Source organism: Bacillus sp. CR71, from assembly GCF_003429245.1.
GTDB classification, from domain to species: Bacteria; Bacillota; Bacilli; order Bacillales; family Bacillaceae_G; genus Bacillus_A; species Bacillus_A thuringiensis_S.
The window spans coordinates 3,124,634-3,145,031 of record NZ_CP031748.1 but is presented as its reverse complement, the minus strand read 5'-3'; the positions used below and the strand labels follow the sequence as shown (position 1 = coordinate 3,145,031).

Genomic DNA, 20,398 nt, shown 5'->3' with positions numbered 1-20,398 from the left:
CGAATATATCGGACGTTTTTTTATTTCTTCATTAGTTATGAACTGTTTCTTTTTCATTTAATCCAAGCGTACGACCTGTAGAAGTGTGTAGGTCTTGGAACAACCTTGGATTTTCAGTTAGTGAAATGCCATATGAAGGAATCATTTCTTTTATTTTTTCTTCCCATTCTACCATGCGGCTTGGGAAACATTTTTCTAATACTTCAAGCATGACGTGAACAGCAGTAGAAGCACCTGGTGATGCGCCTAGTAATGCGGCGATTGAGCCGTCAGCTGCACTTACTACTTCTGTACCAAATTGAAGTGTTCCTTTACCGCCAGCATCAGTATCTTTAATTACTTGTACACGTTGTCCAGCAACTACAATATCCCAATCTTCACTTTTCGCGTTCGGAATGAATTCGCGTAATTCTTCCATGCGTTTTTCGTGCGATAACATAACTTGCTGAATTAAGTATTTTGTAAGTCCCATTTCTTTTACACCAGCAGCTAACATCGTTAAGACGTTATTCGGTTTTACAGAACCGATTAAGTCAAGATTTGAGCCAGTTTTTAAGAATTTAGGTGAGAACCCTGCGAATGGTCCGAATAATAAAGCTTTTTTATTATCTATATATCTCGTATCAAGGTGAGGTACAGACATTGGCGGAGCGCCAACTTTAGCTTTACCGTATACTTTCGCATGATGTTGCTCTACAACTTTTTGGTTTTTACATACCATAAATAGTCCACTTACTGGGAATCCACCGATATGCTTTGATTCAGGGATACCAGTCTTTTGAAGTAGAGGTAGACTACCGCCACCACCGCCAATAAAGACGAATTTAGCAGTATGATGCTCAATTTTACCACTATTCATATCGTGTACTTTCACTTCCCACAAACCATTTTTCGTGCGCTTAATATTTTCAACACTATGCTTGTAGTTTAGCTCGACATTTTTCGTTTTTAAGTAATCAAACAACATACGTGTTAATGCACCGAAGTTAACATCTGTTCCAGAGTCAATCTTCGTTGCCGCCATCGGTTCATTAGATGTACGGCCTTCCATAATGAGTGGAAGCCATTTTTTTAATGTTTCAGGAGCGTCGGAAAATTCCATTCCTTGAAACAGTGGATTTTTTGAAAGCGCTTCAAAACGGTTTTTTAGAAACTCAACATTTTTTTCCCCTTGTACTAAACTCATATGAGGTAGTGGCATAATAAAATCTTGTGGATTACGAATTAATTTGCTTTTTACAAGATATGCCCAAAATTGTCTTGAAAGCTGGAATTGCTCATTCACTTTTACAGCCTTACCAATATCTATAGATCCGTCAGATTTTTCGGAAGTATAGTTCAGTTCGCATAGCGCAGAATGCCCTGTACCTGCATTATTCCATTCGTTAGAGCTTTCTTCCCCGGCACTTGCGAGTTTTTCAAAAACTTTAATTTCCCATTCAGGTGCTAATTCTTTTAGTAATGAGCCTAACGTTGCACTCATAATTCCTGCACCAATTAAGATAACGTCTGTTTTTTGCTGCATGTTGCTCATGATAATCTCTCCATCCCCTATATTGGCAAAAAAGTGTAGGTGTTTTCTATGTCTAAGCCGTAAAAGAGAAACACCGCCTAGGCCCCACCTAGGTGTATACCTTTTTTGTCTCAATTATATAACCATCTCATACTCTATTATAATAATTAATAGACTAAAATATCTAGTGTTATCTGATAATTTTAAACTATTTAACGTTTTATTCGCTAAAAATCTTATTTAACAAGCTCTTTTAAGGTGGTAAATAGAAAAAAATTACAGTTTGAAATTATCTCGAAAAAGCTTACGTATCCTTAAGTGACTAAATCGAGTACCTTTTTATGGGATTATTCTTTCTGTAATGGTAAGATTATTCTGAAAAATAAAAAGGAGGGACTCTAATGCGTACAAAAGAACAAATTTCAAACTTATTTCGAAACTTTTCAATAAAGGAATGTAAAGGGTCAAGTGATTTATATGAATATTTATCAATGAAAATTGCTGAAGATGAGGAAGTACTTACACTATCGTCCTATGCTCAGGTAGGTCAACCAGTCCCAAACTTACTATTAGGTGCAGTACATTATTTATTGTTAGCAGGGAAAGAACATCATTTAAAAACGTATTATAGTAGTTTAGTTGAAAATGCCGATACAAATTTAGATAAAGCTTTTAATCATTTTAAAGATTTCTGTAAAGAGTACCGAGAAGAAATCGTTACTTTGTTACAAACGAAACTCGTTCAAACGAATGAAGTAAGACGGTGTGCATACTTATACCCAAGTTTCTGCTACATATTTAACAAAGTGAAGAAGCCGTTAGCGTTAATTGAAATTGGGACAAGTTCTGGATTACAACTGTTCTGGGACCAATATCGTTATTCGTACGGAACGGATGAAATGTACGGAAATATAAATTCAACTGTGCATGTAACTGCTGAAATAAGAGGGGAGAATATGCCGCATTTACTTAAAGAAAGCCCATCTGTCGTAGAAAGAATCGGACTGGATTTACATGTGAATGATTTACATAATGAGGAAGATTATTTATGGCTACGTGCACTCATTTGGCCAGAACATAAAGAAAGGCTTGAAATGTTTGATCAAGCTGCATCTTTAGTGAAAAATGAATCTGTCCAATTCATAGAAGGAGACGGTGTAGAGCTATTATCATCTATTATTGAACAAATAAGTGATGAAGCTGTTATCTGCATTTTCCATACACACGTTGCAAATCAAATACCAGAACAAGTTAAACATAAATTAGAAAAACAAATACAAGAAATCGGCGCAAAACGTGATGTATTCCACCTGTATAACAATATGTGGGATCGTGACCTTCATATTGATTATTATATTAACGGAAACGAATATCGTGAAACGGTTGGAGAAACAGAAGGACACGGGAGATGGTTTAGCTGGAAGATTGGAAATGAGACGCTTATTTAGATTAATATTGGCGCTCTCACTTGTAAAAAGTGAGGGCATAGGTTCAAGCATTAACTAAATGACTAAGGAATAAATATTATTAGTACAATACAAAAAAAGCTTGGGAGAAATCCTAAGCTTTTTTTGTATTACACTTAAACCCCATAATGGATCATGTACTTCTGTTCTGTTGTAGCTTGTTCAATTTTTGAAGCTAACTCAATCAGCTCATCAGAATTTTTGAAGAACTTTGAAGATGTAACTGTTTCATAGAATATTGCTAATGATTCAGGCGGGATAATTGTAATACCGTAATAAGCTAAACCGTATTCCTGATTTTTGACTGTATGAAAGTAGGCTTTCATAATTGATAAATTTCGATTTAAGCTACTGATAATATCATCATCAACAGAAATACAATGATATTTCTCTGGTGTATAATCTTCGTAATTTTTTTGAGAAGTAAAATCGTCAATTATTCCAAAATCATGGACACATGCCATCATTATCATCCTTTCAATTTTAATAAAGTGAGTTCTATTAAAGTAAAATGGTCATTCGTTTAAGTGTAATAGAAATAGTTATGTAGTTCATAAAATATCTTCGGTTCTTCTTCGTGAAGACAGTTTATTTATCGATAAACTCATCGGGAGCCCAAGTGGCGATTTCATTCCCAGGTACAGCGACTACAAGCCATTGCTCACATAGAACACCAGATTGCCAACATTCATAATAATCATGAAAACCATTTACAAAAATAATTTGTCCACTCTCTAATGTAATAATTAAATGAGGGCTTTCTAAGCCGAGTCGTATAGCGGTAACTTTTTGTCTTCTTATCTTAAATATCCTTTCATATTCTTCTTCCTCAGAATAAACTTCAAATTCATCTTCATTTAATGGGTATCTTTTTTGAGGTTTATTAAATAAACACCATTTGGATTCGATATTGATATATAATTGTCCGTCATAATCAACTGAGTCGTGAAAGTTTGTGAAATGAATCTTTATAGCGGCTGGAGAAATACCAAATTGTAATCCATCAACTTATGATCCGATGAATAGATTTTTTAACACTTTTTCAGCGTAAATTTTATCCTCTTGATTCATTCTTGAAATCCTCCTTTTCTTAAAAATATACCTTATATTTTTATTGTAATAAATAAATTTTCATGTAAAATGAACCTTTTGTGAAAAACGAGCGAATATAGTGTGAAAGATCACGAGAAGGGGTTGTAATGTTGGATGAAGTAAAATTAAAAGAATGGCTATAGAGTTTACTTTACTGTTAAAGTATTTCATATAAAAATCACGCATTCATTCTAAGTCATTTACCCAAATTACGATATGTTCAATTTTCATAGGTTTCATCCATCCTATCTGTAGCAATTAGGCTTCCACTGTATTAAGTTTGCATTTGCATTGCAACAATTTTGCTTTGGTGTTAAAGCTAGTTGTTAATTTTTGATTATGTACGTACATACAATATGTAATTAAGTAAATGATCAACATAGTAATTACAGAAAAGGGTGAATGAAGCATATGAATCAATTTGAGCAAATGATGTACGTTGGTGTCATCATGTCTATTGTACTATCCGTTATGATTTTAGGGTCCTTATATTATAATCCTCGACTTTCATTAACTGATTATCCGAAAGATATTCAAAAAGTAGTTTTTCCAAAATCGATTCATGAAAAAAAGCAAACCATTTACTTTAATATTGTATATAATGCTATTCTTTTCAGTTGTCCTTTCGTTTCTACATATATATTACATAAGCATGAAAAATTATTGTATATTGATGCTTATTTACACACTTTTGGTATTTTAATGATTTTTAATTTAGTAGATTTATTTATAATTGATTGGCTAATTTTTTGCTGGATTACTCCGAGGTTTGTTGTGATTCCTAGTACAGAAGGAATGAAGGGATATAAAGATTATAAGTTTCATTTAAGAGGTGCTATAGTCGCTACTAAAATTTTAGCAATCGTAAGTTTATTTTTGGCGGGAATTGCAACAACTATTTAGTGTGAAGAAGGGCATGAAGCTTTTATAAAAGATAAGGATATTTATAATATATAGAATTAGAAATAAGAATTTGATAGTATTGGAGTAAGGAGTTTTAATAACAGTATATTAAACAATATTAATATACTGTTGCAAATGTTTTGATATTATGTAAAATTATACAATTTTACAGAGGCATTTGATAAAATTCAAAAAATATAATGGAGGCTAATATGAAAAAAGTAATTGGCGCAGCAACAGCAACTATTTTTGGATTGGGGGCGTTTACCTCAACTGCTACCGCAGAAACAATCGTAACAGCAGATGTACTTAACGTACGTGAAAAACCGACTACAGAATCAAAAGTGGTCGAAAAAGTAAAGAATGGGCAAGAGTTAAAAGTCATCAATACCGAAGATGGTTGGTCAAAAATTGAATTGAACGGTAAAGAAGTGTTTGTAAGTTCGGAGTTTACAAAAGATGTGTATCATGTAACGGCGAATTTGTTAAATGTACGTACCGAAGCAAACACAGAATCAGAAATTCTTGGCAGACTGAAAAAAGATGATGTAATTGAATCAACGCATCAAGTAAAAGACGGATGGCTGCAATTTGAGTATAAAGGAAAAACAGCTTATGCAAACGTTTCTTTCCTATCAAGTACAGCACCAACTGAAAAGAAAACCGAAGAGAAAACGAAGCAAGTAGCGAAAGTACAAAAATCAGTTAAAGAAAAGAAAGAAGTAAAGACGCAGAAAGTAGCAAAAGCGAAAGAAACAACGAAAGCGCAAGAAATAGTAAAGCCTAAAGAAGAAGTAAAAGTTAAAGAAGAACCGAAAGCGCAAGAAATAGTAAAGCCTAAAGAAGAGAAAAGTAAAGAAGAAGTAAAAGTTAAAGAAGAACCGAAAGCGCAAGAAATAGTAAAGCCTAAAGAAGAGGCAAAAGTTAAAGAAGAAGTAAAAGTTAAAGAAGAACCGAAAGCGCAAGAAATAGTAAAGCCTAAAGAAGAGGCAAAAGTTAAAGAAGAAGTAAAAGCTAAAGAAGAAGAAAAAGTGCAAGAAATAGTAAAGCCTAAAGAAGAGGCAAAAGTCAAAGAAGAAGTAAAAGTTAAAGAAGAAGAAAAAGTGCAAGAAATAACAAAAGCTAAAGAAGAAGAGAAAGCAAGAGAAATAGCAAGAGCTAAAGAAGAAGAGAAAGCAAAAGAAATAACAAAAGCTAAAGAAGAAGAGAAAGCAAGAGAAATAGCAAGAGCTAAAGAAGAAGAGAAAGCAAAAGAAATAGCAAAAGCCAAAGAAGAAGAGAAAGCAAGAGAAATAGCAAAAGCTAAAGAAGAAGAGAAAGCAAGAGAAATAGCAAAAGCTAAAGAAGAAGAGAGAGCGAAAGAAGTATCAAAAAACAACATAGAGTCTGCTAAACGTGAATTAACGGTAGTAGCGACAGCGTATACTGCTGATCCAAGTGAAAATGGTACATATGGTGGACGCGTTTTAACTGCGATGGGGCATGATTTAACGGCAAATCCGAATATGAGAATTATCGCAGTTGACCCGAAAGTAATCCCATTAGGATCTAAAGTATGGGTGGAAGGTTATGGAGAAGCTATCGCTGGTGATACTGGAAGCGCAATTAAAGGTAATCGTATTGATGTATTAATGGGTTCAAAAAGTAAAGCTATGAATTGGGGAAGACAAACTGTTAAAGTGAAAATTTTATAGTAACTATAATGATCCAAATAGAAGTCAGTTCTCTTTATTGAGGCTGGCTTTTATTTTTTTAGTGGAAGTATAATAGGATTCTTAAATGACTTATTAATAAAACTGTAATAAAACATAAAAATTGTATCATGTTTAGAAAAACTATTAAGAATGAGGTAAGGAAGTAGAACAGAAGGGTATTGAGAAGTAGAGAAGAATAGTATGTTGCTACAATTACACAAGATATCGAGGAACGTGAACTTATTTCAGTAGTTGATTTCCAGTTTGGGGAAATGAATATATACTATTATTTATGTAAAGATTGTTCAATTATAAAAACGGAAACACAAAGTACATAACAAGACTAACATATTATATTAGTCTTGTTTTTGTATCGCAACATCATTAAGAATCGCATCAAATATATCTTTTTGCGTAAAGTTATCTGTAAAAATAGTTTCTCTGGAAACCTCAATTGTATCGTGCGGATTATACCATTTTTGTAGGGAATCTTCACCAAATTCATGTCGTTTGTCCCTTGTGTTATGTCGTCTAATAGTTTCCTCTAATGATAAATCAAAGTAATATGTAAATGCATTTTTATCAAAATAACGAATTAATTCTTTTAACATCTCACCATACCTACGACTGTTCAATATACCTTCTAAAATAACAAATTCACATTTTCCTTTTCCGTACTTTGTAATTTCAAATAGTAAATCATGTGATAAATTCCCCATTGTGTCGTGTACTCTAAGCATATCTCTACGCACAACATCCTGTGATACTAAAAGTGTACCTTGTCCGAAATGTTCTTGTAGTTGCTTTGCAATCGTTGTTTTACCACTTGCGGAGTTTCCTCTAAGAATGATTAAAGTGGATGTAAATATAGGATTAGACATAATGTATTCCCCCCAACAGTATTAATTATATAGAAAATTTTAACAAATAAAGTGAGGAAAGTGTATAATTAATATGACGGATATTTAAGGAGGGGGTTAGATGGGGGATATATTAAAAAATGCACGACCTATATGGAAACGGACTTGGTTTCGTTATCTAGGGGCATTTTTTATTGTTCAGTTACTGTTTATCCCGCATTAACGGGCAGTAAGACCCCCACCTCAAAATTCAGCGAAAGCGAAGAAGTTAGGTGGGGGATCAACTGCCCGTAAAAGCCCGAATGGTTCAACTAATAATCAGTGGGGGATGAACAAAACCCCACTGATTAAAGTTTCACTTTATTTTGTGTGAAATAACTGCGTGGGCACCAAACTTTAGGCCAGGCGGAGAGTTTTTTAATAGAATATTAAATTCTCAATTTTTCACTGAATGGTTCACACTCTATACAATCCCGCAATTTAACGTATTTACAGCATTTTTTTCGATTACATTACTACCATATGCATTAGTAGGTGCAATGAAAGATATAACATCAAGAAAAAATATAAAGGAATAATAGAGGTATAATATGCTTTTTCAAAAAGAAGGTTTATTGATTAGATACGTAATGGAAGATGATGCATCTATCGTTTCTAAATGGTTAACGGACCCAGCAGTCCTGCGGTATTACGAAGGACGAGATAATCCGCAGTCTGTAGAAAAGGTGCTTGATCATTTTATACATAATCCAAACAATAATGAAAAAAGATGTTTAATAGAATTTGATACCGTTCCGATTGGTTACATACAAATGTACCCAGTTGATTCAGAGTGGAAAGCGTTATATGGCTATAAAGAATCACAAAATGTATGGGGAATGGACCAATTTATCGGTGAACCAGCCTATTGGGGAAAAGGAATTGGACAAAAACTCGTTCAGGCAGCAATTACATATATTATGGGTGAAATGAGAGCAGAAGCAATTGCAATGGATCCGAAAGTAAATAATGAACGAGCGATAAAGTGTTATGAAAAATGCGGATTTAAAAAAGTAAAGATTTTAAAGGAACATGAGCTGCATGAGGGGAAATTAGAAGATTGTTGGATGATGGAATACAAACAATTATAATGAATATGCAATGGCTTATATAAACGAAGGGAGCTGTGCGAAATGAAAAAAGCGTTAATCGTAATTGATGTGCAAGCGGGTATGTATACAGCTGGAATGCCAGTACATAATGGGGGAAAGTTTTTACAAACACTGCAAGAGCTTATTATGGAATGTCGTTCAAATGATATTCCAGTTATTTATATCCAACATAACGGTCCTAAAGACCATCCGTTAGAAAAAGGTACGGATGGATGGCGAATCCATGCGGCCATCGCTCCGCAAGAAGGAGATAATATTGTTGAAAAGACGACGCCAGATTCATTCCATAAGACAAACTTAAGCGAAGTGTTACAAGAGAAAGGAATTGAACACGTTATTCTTTCGGGAATGCAATCAGAGTATTGTGTAGATACGACAACGCGCAGAGCATGTAGTGAAGGATATAAAGTAACGTTAGTGAGTGATGCGCATAGTACATTTAATACAGAAGTGTTACGTGCTGAAGATATTGTGCAACATCATAACGCAGTATTGGGAGCGTTTGCGGATGTTGTTGCATTAAAAGACTTGAAAGTGGCTGCCTCTAAATAAGAGGTAGTTTTTTTATTAGAAAAAAGCGTCAAATATTGTCGGTAAGTCGATATTTTGAAATAATCGTTTATATAATTTCACGTACCATAATGAAAATATACAAAAAAGGAGCACCACATAATTAAAAAGGGTGCTCCTGCATTAAAATGTTACTTCTTCTTGTCTTTATCCAATATATTTTGTTCTTCAGCAAATTCCGTACCATATGCAAAGCGGCGATTAATACGAATGTTATCATTGTTGTGCCTTGTATGAGAGTTAGAGAAGCGATGAACGATTACTTCAGATAAAGTGAAGACGATGGCAGAAAGGATACTGCCCCATGCAATTTGCATATAGTTGTCTAATAAAATATTACCGAAAATCCATACGCTTAAATATGTTAATAAGAAATCCGACATAATGGCACCAGTATTGCCAATTCGATTTAAAATGATTTTATCAACGAACATGTAGGATACGATTGTAACAAAGAGACTGAATGAAATAATTTGAACAAACGTTGCAGGGAAAAATAAAGCAAGCCCAATGCTAAATGCGATAATGCACGATATAAACTTGATAAGCACTACTGTGAAATCATTCAAAATTCACACCTCCGATTTATACATAGTTTTTCAATAAATTCTGGAGTTCATACATTGTAACGGATTTATTTACGTAAAACTTTTTCATGTTCGGAATTTAGTCTAAATATTATAAAAACAACGGAAAAATGTTATAGTAAAATGAGAGTGTATGACATTTTTAGGTAAGGGGGAATCCAGGATGTGGATTACTTCAGAAGTAGAAATTCCAGATGAGTTAATCGATCACCTTGAGCAAGGAAAGTTAGTGTTATTTGTTGGAGCGGGAGTTTCTATGAAAGGGAAATCAAACTTACCGAATTTTGATGATTTAGTTGATGCAATTGCAAAAACGTTATATGTCGAAAAACGTGAAATAACAGAACCACATGATTATTATCTTGGTAAAATTGCAAAAACAAAAGATGTACATCAAGTTGCAAGAGATCTTGTTCATATAGAGAAATCAAAACCGAATCCATTGCATTTTGCAATTCCAAGGTTATTTCCTTTAGATACAGATATCCGCATTGTAACAACAAATTTTGATCAACATTTTACAACTGCAATTAAGGAAATAAATAGAGATATCAATGTTTATTATGCTCCAGCTTTACCGACTGGGAGAGCATTTAAAGGTCTTGCTTATATACATGGTAATGTAGAACAGGAGAAAGAGGCTTTAATTTTAACAGACGGTGATTTTGGAAGGGCTTACTTAACCGAAGGGTGGGCGAGAAGATTTTTAGTCGATCTATTCTCGAATTACACCGTTTTATTCGTTGGATATAGTCATAATGACCCAGTAATGAAATATTTAGCAACTGGTTTACCACCAAGTACAAGACGATTTGCTTTTGTCGCACAAGGGGAAAATACGTACCACTGGGAACATTTAGGGATAAGACCAATTGTGTATCCGAATAAAGTGAATAATCATCAATCCCTCGTAAAAGCGGTAAAACGCTGGGCGGAATTAATGGGCGATAATTATATTACGAAAAGAATGCGTATTCGGGATATTGTAACGGTTCCCCCGTCAGTAGAACAGGAACAATTATCATACATAAAGCAATCAATTAAAAAAATTGAAACAGTTCGTTACTTTGTGGAATTTGCTCATGATTATGAATGGGTCGAATGGTTAGAAGCAGAAGGTAAATTACAAAATTTGTTTATGCTTACGCCAAACTATAATGAAGTAGATGAATTACTTGCAGAATGGTTAGTGGAACAATTTCTTTTTAGTCATCAGAAAGAATTATTTCAATTAATTTATAAAAACTATTCTAAAATATCACCGTTATTATGGAGAACGATTTGTAACTACTTAAACGAAACGAAGAGTAAGATGGATCCGTTGTTGTTTGCAAGATGGACACTCTTTTTATTAGAAACAGCTGAAAAAGATAGTAGCTCTATAGAAAAGATTTCTAAGTTACTGCAAAAATGTTCTTTTCCTGAGCATAAGGAAATTGCCTTATTGTTACTAACTTTTATTTTAGATGGAAAACTGAAGTTGAAACGTGTAAGAAAATGGGGAAATGATACGCAAGAATCAATAGAACTCGAGGAATCGAGTCGCTTACCAGTATCAACATTTTCTCATGTGGAGCAAATTTGGAACGAAAAGATGAGGCCATATATCACCCATTATGCTGTTCCAATTATGATGATCGGATTAGAAAAATTGAGAATGTTGTCGTTAAGACAAACGGCACTGAAAAAAAGAAATAAGGAAGATGTAGAAAAAGATTTTCATCAAAATGATCTTGCATTTTTAATACAAATTGTAAAAGAGTGTCTAACTTATTTATGTGAAAACAATGAGAAAAAAGCGGATTATTATATTACAGAAATGATAGAAGCAAATAGTGTACTTCAAAAGCGAATTGCAATTGACGCGATGAATAAAAATATTTTTGTTCGTGTAGATGACAAAATGAAATGGTTGTTACATGAAGGACTTCTTTTAGATTTCACTTATAAACATGAAGTTTTTCAACTTTTAAAAAGGCATTATGCACATTGTTTAGAAGAAACAAAAGAAGAAGTCACTCGAACTGTAATAAAGCATCTTACAGAAGAGAGGGTATTTGATGCATGTCTCGTATTAGACTTATTATTCAAGTGTGATTCAAATAGTCCATCTACGGCAAATGGGTATGAGTTAATGAAGCAAAAGCATCCTCATTTTCATTCTGAACGATACAGTGTACAAAAGAAAGAGGATACAGCGCAAAGCATTACTTGTAATGTAACAGCTGACGGATTATTGCAGCTGAAAGATGTTGAAATTATGAAGCAAGTTCGGCAATTTTCGCAAGATGGTGTTTTTGAACAACGCCATTTTTTAGAGATGTTATCAAAAGCATGTAAATTGAATACAGAGTGGAGTATTTCATTCGCATATCAATTAGTAGGAGTGCAAGAAATAAGTAATGAAGTATGGTTTGTTTGTATTAGAGAATGGCGAAATAACCGAGGATTGACAAATGATCAAATCCAAAAAATTATTCCGCTATTGCAGAAATTTGTTAGAAATACTGCTTATCATTGGTTAATTAGTAGTTTTCTATATGAAATTAGTAATCGACTAGAAGAGTTAGAAGAGAATAGTATACGTGTTGTAAAACGCTTTGCTTTTTCAGTGTTTCCTCAAGTTATGAAGAGTGATACGGATTTTAAGCTTGGAAAACAAGATTTTTACAATGAATCAATTCAGCATCCTGTTGGGAAAATGACGGCTGTATTATTAAAGTTGTTATCATATGATCATTTATACGATCGTAATGTATATGAATATTTATTTTTATTTGAAGAACAAGTAAGAGTTAATTTGGAACGAACAAACTTTATGTTTGCTCGTTTAATAGCAGATATTACATTTCTATATCATATTGAAAAGCAATGGTGCCGAAAATATTTGTTACCATACTTAGATTTAAAAAAACAAAATGAAATTACGGAATATGCATGGGCTGGTTTATGTTACACGCAAATAAATTTACCTTTATTTACAGAAATGAAGCGTTTTATTAAGTATGCGATAGAACATTTGGAAGTATTACATCCGCATACGAGGGAAGCTTTCTTGAAGTGGCTTAGCTTTGTATTTATTAAATGTGTACTATATTGGGAGCAAAAAACAGAGTGGTTATACCCTTTACTCATACTAGAAAATGAAGAAAATAAAATTAAATTTATGCAGTTTTTATGCTATTACGTCAAAACATTAAGCGTAAAAGAACAACAAAAATTTTGGACAGCTTGGCTCAGTGTATTTTTACGAGAACGACCAAAAATGGGTGAGATAACTGCGAGAGAATATGTAATGCTTTTACGTATTATCTTATACATGGATGAAATATTAGAAAAAGGATTATGTATTATGTCTCGTGCATTTTCAAGTGTACATGGTAAATGTACAGGTGAGGAAATGAAGCAGTTATTGATTGAAATGCTTCATAAAAAAGAAAGTATGAAAGCGCATAAAGAAATGTTTGCAAATGTGTTTTTTATTTTACTACAAACATGTCACGAAGCCGTTTTATTTGAAAAAGAAATCATACAAATAAAAGAATTATTAGTTCAGTATGAAGTAGAGGAATATGTTTTACATTTACTAGAAAATGAAATAATTCGCATAGGAATTGTAATGGGTGATTTACAAAAAGAATTATAGGATGAAAGTGGAATTTTAAAAAAATATATAAAAAGTTGTTGACAGTGTTTTAAAAAGCGTTCTATAATACGAATCATACTTATTCAATTTCAAAAACATTTGAATAAACAAAGTGCAATGAAGAGATCACAGTAGTGGTTAGTCTTACTGTAACAGAGAGCTGGTGGTTGGTGTGAACCAGTACAGGGATAATCATGAATTACAGTCTTGGAGCATCTTTTTCGTAATAAAGATAGTTTGTCTTTATGAGGAAAAAGCGGTCAATTGATCGTTAACAGTGAAGAGAGGTAGACGGAAAGTTAGTCTACAACTAGGGTGGTACCGCGATAAATATCGTCCCTACTGATTTATTCAGTAGGGACTTTTTGTATTTTAGTGGTCCAACTTGAAAATAAAATAGTCATGCATTGAAAGGAAAAGCAGTAGTTGTTGTTTCCCTGTAACAGAGAGCTGGTGGTTGGTGCGAACCAGTACAAAAACAAGAGCGAATTACAGTCCTGGAGCATCTTTTTCGTAGTAAAGATAGTATTTGTCTTTATGAAGGGAAAGACGGTCAGATGATCGTTAACAATGAAGAGAGGTAGACGAAAGAAGTCTACAACTAGGGTGGTACCGCGATAAATATCGTCCCTACTGATTGCATCAGTAGGGCTTTTTTGTACAAAAAAGTGGGTTTTTAACTAGTAGTTCATGCCTTTGTACGAATTATTAGTTTAAAATAAGAAGAGGTATCGATTCCACTATAAATTTGTATAATTAACCAGTTCAGAAAATAGAGAATCTTTTATTCTCTTACTATACTTTTAAAACATTAGAGGAGGATTTCCAAATGGCAAATCATGAATTAGATCAATTACGTAAACAGGTAGATGAAATTAACTTACAACTATTACACCTTTTAAACAAACGTGGTGAAATTGTTCAAAAAATTGGAGAGCAAAAGCAAGTACAAGGTACGAAACGCTTTGATCCAGTACGTGAGCGTGAAGTACTTGATATGATCGCAGAGCATAACGAAGGACCATTCGAAACATCAACTGTTCAACATATTTTCAAAACGATTTTCAAAGCAAGCTTAGAGTTACAAGAAGATGATAACCGCAAAGCGTTACTAGTATCACGTAAAAAGAAACAAGAAAATACAATCGTTGATGTAAAAGGTGAATTGATTGGAAACGGAACACAAACGTTCATCATGGGACCTTGTGCAGTAGAAAGCTTAGAGCAAGTTCGTCAAGTAGGGCAAGCGATGAAAGATCAAGGCTTAAAATTAATGCGCGGCGGTGCATTCAAACCGAGAACATCTCCATACGATTTCCAAGGTTTAGGAGTAGAAGGACTTCAAATTTTACGTCAAGTAGCAGACGAGTTCGACTTAGCAATTATTAGTGAAATTTTAAATCCGAACGATGTTGAAATGGCATTAGACTACGTTGATGTAATTCAAGTTGGTGCACGTAACATGCAAAACTTCGATTTATTACGTGCTGTAGGTAAAGTTAACAAACCAGTATTATTAAAACGTGGATTAGCAGCAACAATTGATGAGTTCATTAACGCAGCGGAATACATCATTGCGCAAGGCAACGATCAAATTATTCTTTGTGAGCGTGGTATCCGCACATACGAAAGAGCAACACGTAACACATTAGACATTTCTGCAGTACCAATTTTAAAGAAAGAAACACATTTACCAGTTATCGTTGATGTAACACATTCAACTGGACGCAGAGATTTATTATTACCAACAGCGAAAGCGGCACTTGCAATTGGCGCAGATGCAGTAATGGCTGAAGTGCATCCAGATCCAGCAGTTGCATTATCAGATTCTGCACAACAAATGGACATTCCAGAATTCCATAGATTCATGGATGAGTTAAAAGGTTTCAAAAATAAATTATCTTAATTCCATATCATATATGCATTGAAGAGGAAACAGTAGTGCTTATCTCACTGTTAAAGAGAGCTGATGGTCGGTGTGAATCAGTACAAAGGTAAGCATGAATTACAGCCTTGGAGCATCTTTCCCGACAACTTATGGAGGGGAAGACGGTCAAACGATCGTTAAAGAAGAAGAGAGGTAGACGACAGTTGTCTACAACTAGGGTGGTACCGCGATAAACATCGTCCCTACTGAGCGCTCAGTAGGGACTTTTTTGTACAAAAAAATAGTAAAGGGGCAAGAGAAATGAGATACATTACAGCTGGAGAATCACATGGACCGCAGTTAACAGTTATTTTAGAAGGTGTACCAGCAGGTTTGACACTTACGGCGGAACATATTAATAAAGAATTATTAAGAAGACAAAAAGGTCATGGACGCGGAAGACGCATGCAAATTGAAACAGATACAGTTGAAATTGTAAGTGGTGTTCGTCACGGGATGACACTTGGATCACCGATTACGTTAATCGTAAAAAATGATGATTTCAAACATTGGACGAAAGTAATGGGTGCCGAGCCAATTTCGGAAAAAGAAAGTAAAGACATGAAACGTACAATTACAAAACCACGTCCCGGACATGCGGATTTAAATGGAGCAATTAAATATGGTCATCGTGATATAAGAAACGTATTAGAGCGCTCATCTGCAAGAGAAACGACAGTTCGTGTAGCTGCTGGTGCAGTTGCAAAACAAATTTTAAGCGAATTAGGCGTGGAAATTGCAGGACATGTTCTTGAAATTGGTGGAGTAAAAGCAAAACATATTTCAAACTTATCAATTGAAGAAATTCAAACAATTACTGAAAACTCACCAGTTCGATGTTTAGATAAAGAAGTAGAGCAAGAAATGATGAATGCGATTGACAACGCAAAAAGTAGTGGAGATTCAATCGGTGGCATCGTGGAAGTCATTGCAGAAGGTATGCCAATTGGCGTTGGTAGTTACGTTCATTACGATCGTAAATTAGATGCAAAACTTGCTGGTGCAATTATGAGTATAAATGCATTTAAAGGTGCTGAAATTGGCGTAGGTTTTGAAGCGGCACGACAACCTGGAAGCAAAGTGCATGATGAAATTCTGTGGGATAAAGAAAAAGGATACACGAGAAAAACGAATAATGCCGGCGGTTTAGAAGGCGGTATGACAACAGGTATGCCAATTGTCGTAAGAGGCGTTATGAAGCCAATTCCTACTTTATACAAACCGTTAGCAAGCGTTGATATTGATACGAAAGAAGAATTCCAAGCGAGTATTGAAAGATCTGATAGTTGCGCAGTACCAGCAGCGGGTGTAGTAGCTGAATCTGTTGTGGCATGGGAACTTGCAGATGCACTAGTCGAACAATTCGGAAAAGATCGTATGGAATTATTAAAACAAAACATTATGCAACACAATAACTACGCAAAAGAATTTTAATAAAAAGGTGGGTTTAACGTGCAAGTAAAGGATCAACTATCATCATTACAACCATATAAACCAGGTAAATCACCAGAACAAATGAAAGAAGTGTACGGAGATCATTCGTTTGTGAAATTAGCATCGAATGAAAATCCATTCGGTTGTTCACCGAGAGTTTTAGAAGAGTTGCAAAAATCTTGGTTGGAACATTCTTTATATCCTGACGGAGGTGCTACAACGCTCCGTCAAACAATCGCAGATAAGTTGCATGTGCAAATGGAACAAGTACTTTGTGGTAGTGGTTTAGATGAAATCATTCAAATAATAAGCCGCGCCGTATTACGAGCGGGAGATAACATTGTAACAGCAGGTGCAACATTCCCGCAGTACCGTCATCATGCGATTATTGAAGGCTGTGAAGTGAAAGAAATTCCTTTAAATAAAGGTGTATACGATTTAGACGAAATTTCGTCAGCGGTAAATAATAATACGAAAATCGTATGGATTTGTAATCCGAACAACCCGACGGGCACATATGTGAATGAGCAAAAATTAACTCAATTTATTGAAGGCATTAGTGAAAATACGTTAATTGTCATTGATGAAGCGTACTATGAATACGTAACAGCAAAAGACTTCCCTGAGACATTATCGCTTTTAGAAAAACATAAAAACATTCTTGTACTTAGAACGTTTTCTAAAGCATACGGATTAGCTTCTTTCCGCGTTGGATATGCGATCGGACAGGAAGAGCTAATTGAGAAATTAAATGTTGTACGTTTACCATTTAACGTATCTTCATTAGCGCAAAAAGCAGCTACAATTGCTTTTAGTGATGACGAGTTTATTAAAGAAATAGTTCGCGTGAATACAGAAGGATTACAGCAATACGAGAGTTTCTGTAAGGAAAACGGTATACCATTTTATTCGTCACAAACTAATTTCATCTTCTTACCGGTAGATAATGCTGGAGAGATTTATGAAGCTTGCGCACATGCAGGGTTTATTATTCGTCCATTCCCAAATGGTGTCCGTATTACAGTTGGAACAAGGGAGCAAAATGAAGGAGTGATTTCAGTGTTAAAACAACACTTTGAAAATAAAAAAAGTAAGTCTCGAGATGAGGCAAATGCGTAAAAAGGTAGTATTAATTGGAACAGGTTTAATAGGAGGCTCTCTCGCATTAGCAATTAAGAAAGAGCACGATGTAATGATAACAGGTTATGATATATTTAAAGAGCAAGTAGAGCGTGCAAAAGAATTACACGTAGTAGATGAAATAGCAGTTGATTTACAACATGCATGTGAAGAGGCACATTTAATTGTTTTTGCTTCTCCAGTTGAAGAAACGAAGAAGTTATTACACAAACTTGCGTCATTCCGTTTACGAGAAGATGTTATAGTGACTGATGTTGGTAGTACAAAAGGGTCTATTATGAACGAAGCGGAAGCTTTATTTTCAAAGGAAGTTTCTTTCATTGGGGGACATCCGATGGCGGGTTCTCATAAAACGGGAGTTGAAAGCGCAAAGGCGCATTTATTTGAAAATGCATTTTACATTTTAACACCGATGAATCATGTACCAAATGAACAAGTGGAAGACCTTAAAGTATGGTTAAAAGGAACAGGATCACATTTTCTTGTTTTAAATACAGAAGAACATGATTATGTAACAGGGATCGTTAGTCATTTCCCGCATCTTATCGCAGCAGGTTTAGTAAAGCAAGTTGAGAAGCATGCAGGAGATAATCCGCTCATTCATCAACTAGCTGCTGGAGGTTTCAAAGACATTACACGTATCGCATCTAGTAGTCCGAAAATGTGGAGTGATATTGTAAAGCAAAATCGAGAGCATTTAATGGTATTATTAAAAGAGTGGATCTCTGAAATGGAAGGTTTATATAAGACAGTTTCTACTGGAGATGCAGGCGAGATTCAAAACTATTTTGCAGATGCGAAAGAATACCGTGATTCTTTACCAGTAAGAAAGAGTGGTGCAATTCCTGCTTATCACGACTTATACGTTGATGTATTAGATAAGGTGGGGGCATTGGCTCATATTACGAGTATTTTAGCGCGCGAGGAAATTAGTATTACGAACTTGCAAATATTAGAAGCGCGTGAAGGACTGCTTGGGGTATTACGTATTAGCTTCCAAAGGGAAGAAGATCGTATGAAAGCAAAGCTAGCGCTTGGAGAAGAAGAATACCAAACTTATGAAACAATTTAAATGAGAAGGTGAAAAACGTGAAAGAAAGAACAATACAACCTGTTAATAACGGATTGAATGGCAATATTACAATCCCAGGTGATAAATCCATTTCACACCGTGCTGTTATGTTCGGTTCGATTGCAGAAGGGAAAACAACAATTAAAGGTTTCTTGTCCGGTGCAGACTGTTTAAGTACTATTTCATGTTTTAAAGAAATGGGAGTAGAAATTACGCAAAACGGTGATGAAGTTACTGTAGTTGGTAAAGGATTAGAAGGTTTACAAGAACCGAAAGCTGTATTAGATGTTGGTAATTCTGGTACAACAATTCGATTAATGTCAGGTATATTAGCTAACACACCATTTTTCTCTTGCGTACAAGGTGATGAATCTATCGCAAAAAGACCGATGAAGCGTGTAACAAACCCATTAAAACAAATGGGTGCAAACATTGACGGCAGAGAAGAAGGAACATTTACACCGCTAACAATACGTGGTGGAGATTTAAAAGCAATTGAATATATTTCTCCTGTTGCAAGTGCACAAGTAAAGTCAGCTATTTTACTTGCAGGGCTTCGCGCAGAAGGTGTAACAGCTGTTACAGAACCACATATTTCCCGCGATCATACGGAAAGAATGCTTGAAGCATTTGGTGTTAAAGTAACTCGAGAAGGAAAGACAGTGAAGCTGTCAGGTGGACAAAAATTAACAGCAACAAACATTCAAGTGCCAGGTGACGTATCATCAGCAGCATTTTTCTTAGTAGCAGGTGCAATCATCCCAAATAGTAAACTAGTATTACAAAATGTAGGAATGAATCCAACTCGTACAGGTATTATTGATGTTTTAGAGAAAATGGGTGCTACGTTCACTGTAGATCTAATTAACGAAGGGGCATCAGAACCAGCTGCAAATATTACAATTGAAACATCTTCATTAAAAGGAATTGAAATTGGCGGAGATATTATCCCTAGATTAATCGATGAGATTCCTGTAATCGCATTAGCGGCAACGCAAGCGGAAGGAATTACAGTAATTAAAGATGCACACGAATTAAAAGTAAAAGAAACAAATCGTATTGATACAGTCGTTGCTGAGTTAACGAAACTAGGAGCTCGCATAGAAGCAACTGATGACGGCATGATCATTTACGGAAAATCAGCTCTAAAAGGCAATACAGTAAATAGTTATGGTGATCATCGCATCGGAATGATGCTTGCGATTGCTGGCTGCCTGGCAGAAGGAAAAACAATTATTGAAGATGCAGAAGCAGTAGGTGTATCATATCCTACATTCTTTGATGAACTTCAAAAGTTAGCTAAATAATAAGGATGGAAAGCAGATACGTGATGTATCTGCTTT

16 protein-coding genes, 2 pseudogenes and 3 other annotated features are annotated in these 20,398 nt (G+C 34.8%); of the genes and pseudogenes, 13 read left to right on the top strand and 5 right to left on the bottom strand.

The features are described from left to right. Positions 1-31 precede the first annotated feature (31 nt). A complete protein-coding gene (locus tag DOS87_RS15775; protein WP_000069147.1) occupies positions 32-1,534 on the bottom strand; it encodes a malate:quinone oxidoreductase in 1,503 nt (500 codons plus the stop codon). Positions 1,535-1,914: 380 nt separating this feature from the next. Between DOS87_RS15775 and DOS87_RS15770 the strand changes: the two genes are divergently transcribed. Continuing rightward, positions 1,915-2,961, top strand: coding sequence for a DUF2332 domain-containing protein (locus DOS87_RS15770; protein ID WP_097826167.1), 1,047 nt, complete (start codon positions 1,915-1,917; stop codon positions 2,959-2,961). A 134-nt stretch (positions 2,962-3,095) separates the two neighbouring features. On the opposite strand, the gene DOS87_RS15765 is transcribed toward DOS87_RS15770, so the two are convergent. Continuing rightward, positions 3,096-3,446 carry a short-chain dehydrogenase gene (locus tag DOS87_RS15765; RefSeq protein ID WP_141403414.1) on the bottom strand — a complete coding sequence of 117 codons (351 nt, stop codon included), beginning with the start codon at positions 3,444-3,446 and terminating at the stop codon, positions 3,096-3,098. Positions 3,447-3,567: 121 nt separating this feature from the next. Then, entirely contained in the window at positions 3,568-3,966 is a 399-nt protein-coding gene (locus tag DOS87_RS15760; RefSeq protein WP_261795691.1) for a hypothetical protein, read from the bottom strand. A 516-nt stretch (positions 3,967-4,482) separates the two neighbouring features. Here DOS87_RS15760 and DOS87_RS15755 point away from each other — a divergent pair. Both DOS87_RS15755 and entB read left to right on the top strand, forming a co-directional pair. Next, positions 4,483-4,974: a hypothetical protein gene (locus tag DOS87_RS15755; RefSeq protein ID WP_001071238.1), complete on the top strand. Its 492-nt coding sequence runs from the start codon at positions 4,483-4,485 to the stop codon at positions 4,972-4,974. Positions 4,975-5,186: 212 nt separating this feature from the next. Beyond that, positions 5,187-6,668 carry a cell wall-binding protein EntB gene (entB, locus tag DOS87_RS15750; RefSeq protein ID WP_208730017.1) on the top strand — a complete coding sequence of 494 codons (1,482 nt, stop codon included), beginning with the start codon at positions 5,187-5,189 and terminating at the stop codon, positions 6,666-6,668. 356 nt (positions 6,669-7,024) lie between these two features. Here entB and DOS87_RS15745 read toward each other — a convergent pair whose 3' ends face one another. Next, on the bottom strand, positions 7,025-7,549 hold the full coding sequence (locus DOS87_RS15745) for a kinase (protein ID WP_000070084.1): 525 nt from the start codon (positions 7,547-7,549) through the stop codon (positions 7,025-7,027). A gap of 100 nt (positions 7,550-7,649) precedes the next feature. On the opposite strand from DOS87_RS15745, the pseudogene DOS87_RS15740 reads away from it, so the two are divergent. The 4 genes and pseudogenes from DOS87_RS15740 to DOS87_RS15725 form a co-directional block, all read left to right on the top strand. Beyond that, a pseudogene (locus tag DOS87_RS15740) lies at positions 7,650-7,736 on the top strand (hypothetical protein); the annotation flags it as partial. A 151-nt stretch (positions 7,737-7,887) separates the two neighbouring features. Then, a pseudogene (locus tag DOS87_RS15735) lies at positions 7,888-8,106 on the top strand (YfzA family protein); the annotation flags it as partial. A 12-nt stretch (positions 8,107-8,118) separates the two neighbouring features. Further along, complete coding sequence (locus tag DOS87_RS15730; RefSeq protein WP_000898779.1) at positions 8,119-8,658, top strand: GNAT family N-acetyltransferase; 540 nt, start codon at positions 8,119-8,121, stop codon at positions 8,656-8,658. A 42-nt stretch (positions 8,659-8,700) separates the two neighbouring features. Continuing rightward, a complete protein-coding gene (locus DOS87_RS15725) occupies positions 8,701-9,231 on the top strand; it encodes a cysteine hydrolase family protein (protein ID WP_017763308.1) in 531 nt (176 codons plus the stop codon). A gap of 149 nt (positions 9,232-9,380) precedes the next feature. On the opposite strand, the gene DOS87_RS15720 is transcribed toward DOS87_RS15725, so the two are convergent. Beyond that, positions 9,381-9,818, bottom strand: coding sequence for a YndM family protein (locus DOS87_RS15720; RefSeq protein WP_000997702.1), 438 nt, complete (start codon positions 9,816-9,818; stop codon positions 9,381-9,383). 181 nt (positions 9,819-9,999) lie between these two features. On the opposite strand from DOS87_RS15720, the gene DOS87_RS15715 reads away from it, so the two are divergent. The 6 genes from DOS87_RS15715 to aroA all read left to right on the top strand — a co-directional run bounded on the left by DOS87_RS15715 (position 10,000) and on the right by aroA (position 20,362). Then, positions 10,000-13,482 carry a DUF4020 domain-containing protein gene (locus DOS87_RS15715; RefSeq protein WP_000265189.1) on the top strand — a complete coding sequence of 1,161 codons (3,483 nt, stop codon included), beginning with the start codon at positions 10,000-10,002 and terminating at the stop codon, positions 13,480-13,482. A 108-nt stretch (positions 13,483-13,590) separates the two neighbouring features. Continuing rightward, positions 13,591-13,826, top strand: a binding site (T-box leader). 54 nt (positions 13,827-13,880) lie between these two features. Beyond that, positions 13,881-14,117 (top strand) — a binding site (T-box leader). A 194-nt stretch (positions 14,118-14,311) separates the two neighbouring features. Then, the gene (locus DOS87_RS15710) at positions 14,312-15,388 is read left to right on the top strand and encodes a bifunctional 3-deoxy-7-phosphoheptulonate synthase/chorismate mutase (RefSeq protein ID WP_001273575.1); all 1,077 of its coding nucleotides are present in this window, start codon (positions 14,312-14,314) and stop codon (positions 15,386-15,388) included. Between the two features lie 9 nt (positions 15,389-15,397). Then, positions 15,398-15,617, top strand: a binding site (T-box leader). A gap of 53 nt (positions 15,618-15,670) precedes the next feature. After that, a complete protein-coding gene (aroC, locus tag DOS87_RS15705; protein ID WP_001269426.1) occupies positions 15,671-16,843 on the top strand; it encodes a chorismate synthase in 1,173 nt (390 codons plus the stop codon). Positions 16,844-16,861: 18 nt separating this feature from the next. Then, on the top strand, positions 16,862-17,962 hold the full coding sequence (gene hisC, locus DOS87_RS15700; RefSeq protein ID WP_001197269.1) for a histidinol-phosphate transaminase: 1,101 nt from the start codon (positions 16,862-16,864) through the stop codon (positions 17,960-17,962). Further along, positions 17,955-19,055 (top strand): prephenate dehydrogenase, encoded by a 1,101-nt coding sequence (gene tyrA / locus DOS87_RS15695; protein ID WP_001228126.1) that lies wholly within the window; start codon positions 17,955-17,957, stop codon positions 19,053-19,055. Before hisC ends, tyrA begins: the two co-directional genes overlap by 8 nt. 17 nt (positions 19,056-19,072) lie before the next feature. Further along, positions 19,073-20,362, top strand: coding sequence for a 3-phosphoshikimate 1-carboxyvinyltransferase (gene aroA / locus DOS87_RS15690; protein WP_000664637.1), 1,290 nt, complete (start codon positions 19,073-19,075; stop codon positions 20,360-20,362). Positions 20,363-20,398: the final 36 nt, after the last annotated feature.

Excerpts from the sequence above, each read along its gene's own strand:
- DOS87_RS15765 (WP_141403414.1), bottom strand. The coding sequence starts at position 3,446 with ATGATGGCATGTGTCCATGATTTTGGAATAATTGACGATTTTACTTCT.
- DOS87_RS15710 (WP_001273575.1), top strand. The coding sequence starts at position 14,312 with ATGGCAAATCATGAATTAGATCAATTACGTAAACAGGTAGATGAAATT.
- DOS87_RS15755 (WP_001071238.1), top strand. The coding sequence starts at position 4,483 with ATGAATCAATTTGAGCAAATGATGTACGTTGGTGTCATCATGTCTATT.
- DOS87_RS15770 (WP_097826167.1), top strand. The coding sequence starts at position 1,915 with ATGCGTACAAAAGAACAAATTTCAAACTTATTTCGAAACTTTTCAATA.
- DOS87_RS15725 (WP_017763308.1), top strand. The coding sequence starts at position 8,701 with ATGAAAAAAGCGTTAATCGTAATTGATGTGCAAGCGGGTATGTATACA.
- aroC (WP_001269426.1), top strand. The coding sequence starts at position 15,671 with ATGAGATACATTACAGCTGGAGAATCACATGGACCGCAGTTAACAGTT.
- tyrA (WP_001228126.1), top strand. The coding sequence starts at position 17,955 with ATGCGTAAAAAGGTAGTATTAATTGGAACAGGTTTAATAGGAGGCTCT.
- DOS87_RS15730 (WP_000898779.1), top strand. The coding sequence starts at position 8,119 with ATGCTTTTTCAAAAAGAAGGTTTATTGATTAGATACGTAATGGAAGAT.
- entB (WP_208730017.1), top strand. The coding sequence starts at position 5,187 with ATGAAAAAAGTAATTGGCGCAGCAACAGCAACTATTTTTGGATTGGGG.
- DOS87_RS15775 (WP_000069147.1), bottom strand. The coding sequence starts at position 1,534 with ATGAGCAACATGCAGCAAAAAACAGACGTTATCTTAATTGGTGCAGGA.
- DOS87_RS15715 (WP_000265189.1), top strand. The coding sequence starts at position 10,000 with ATGTGGATTACTTCAGAAGTAGAAATTCCAGATGAGTTAATCGATCAC.
- DOS87_RS15745 (WP_000070084.1), bottom strand. The coding sequence starts at position 7,549 with ATGTCTAATCCTATATTTACATCCACTTTAATCATTCTTAGAGGAAAC.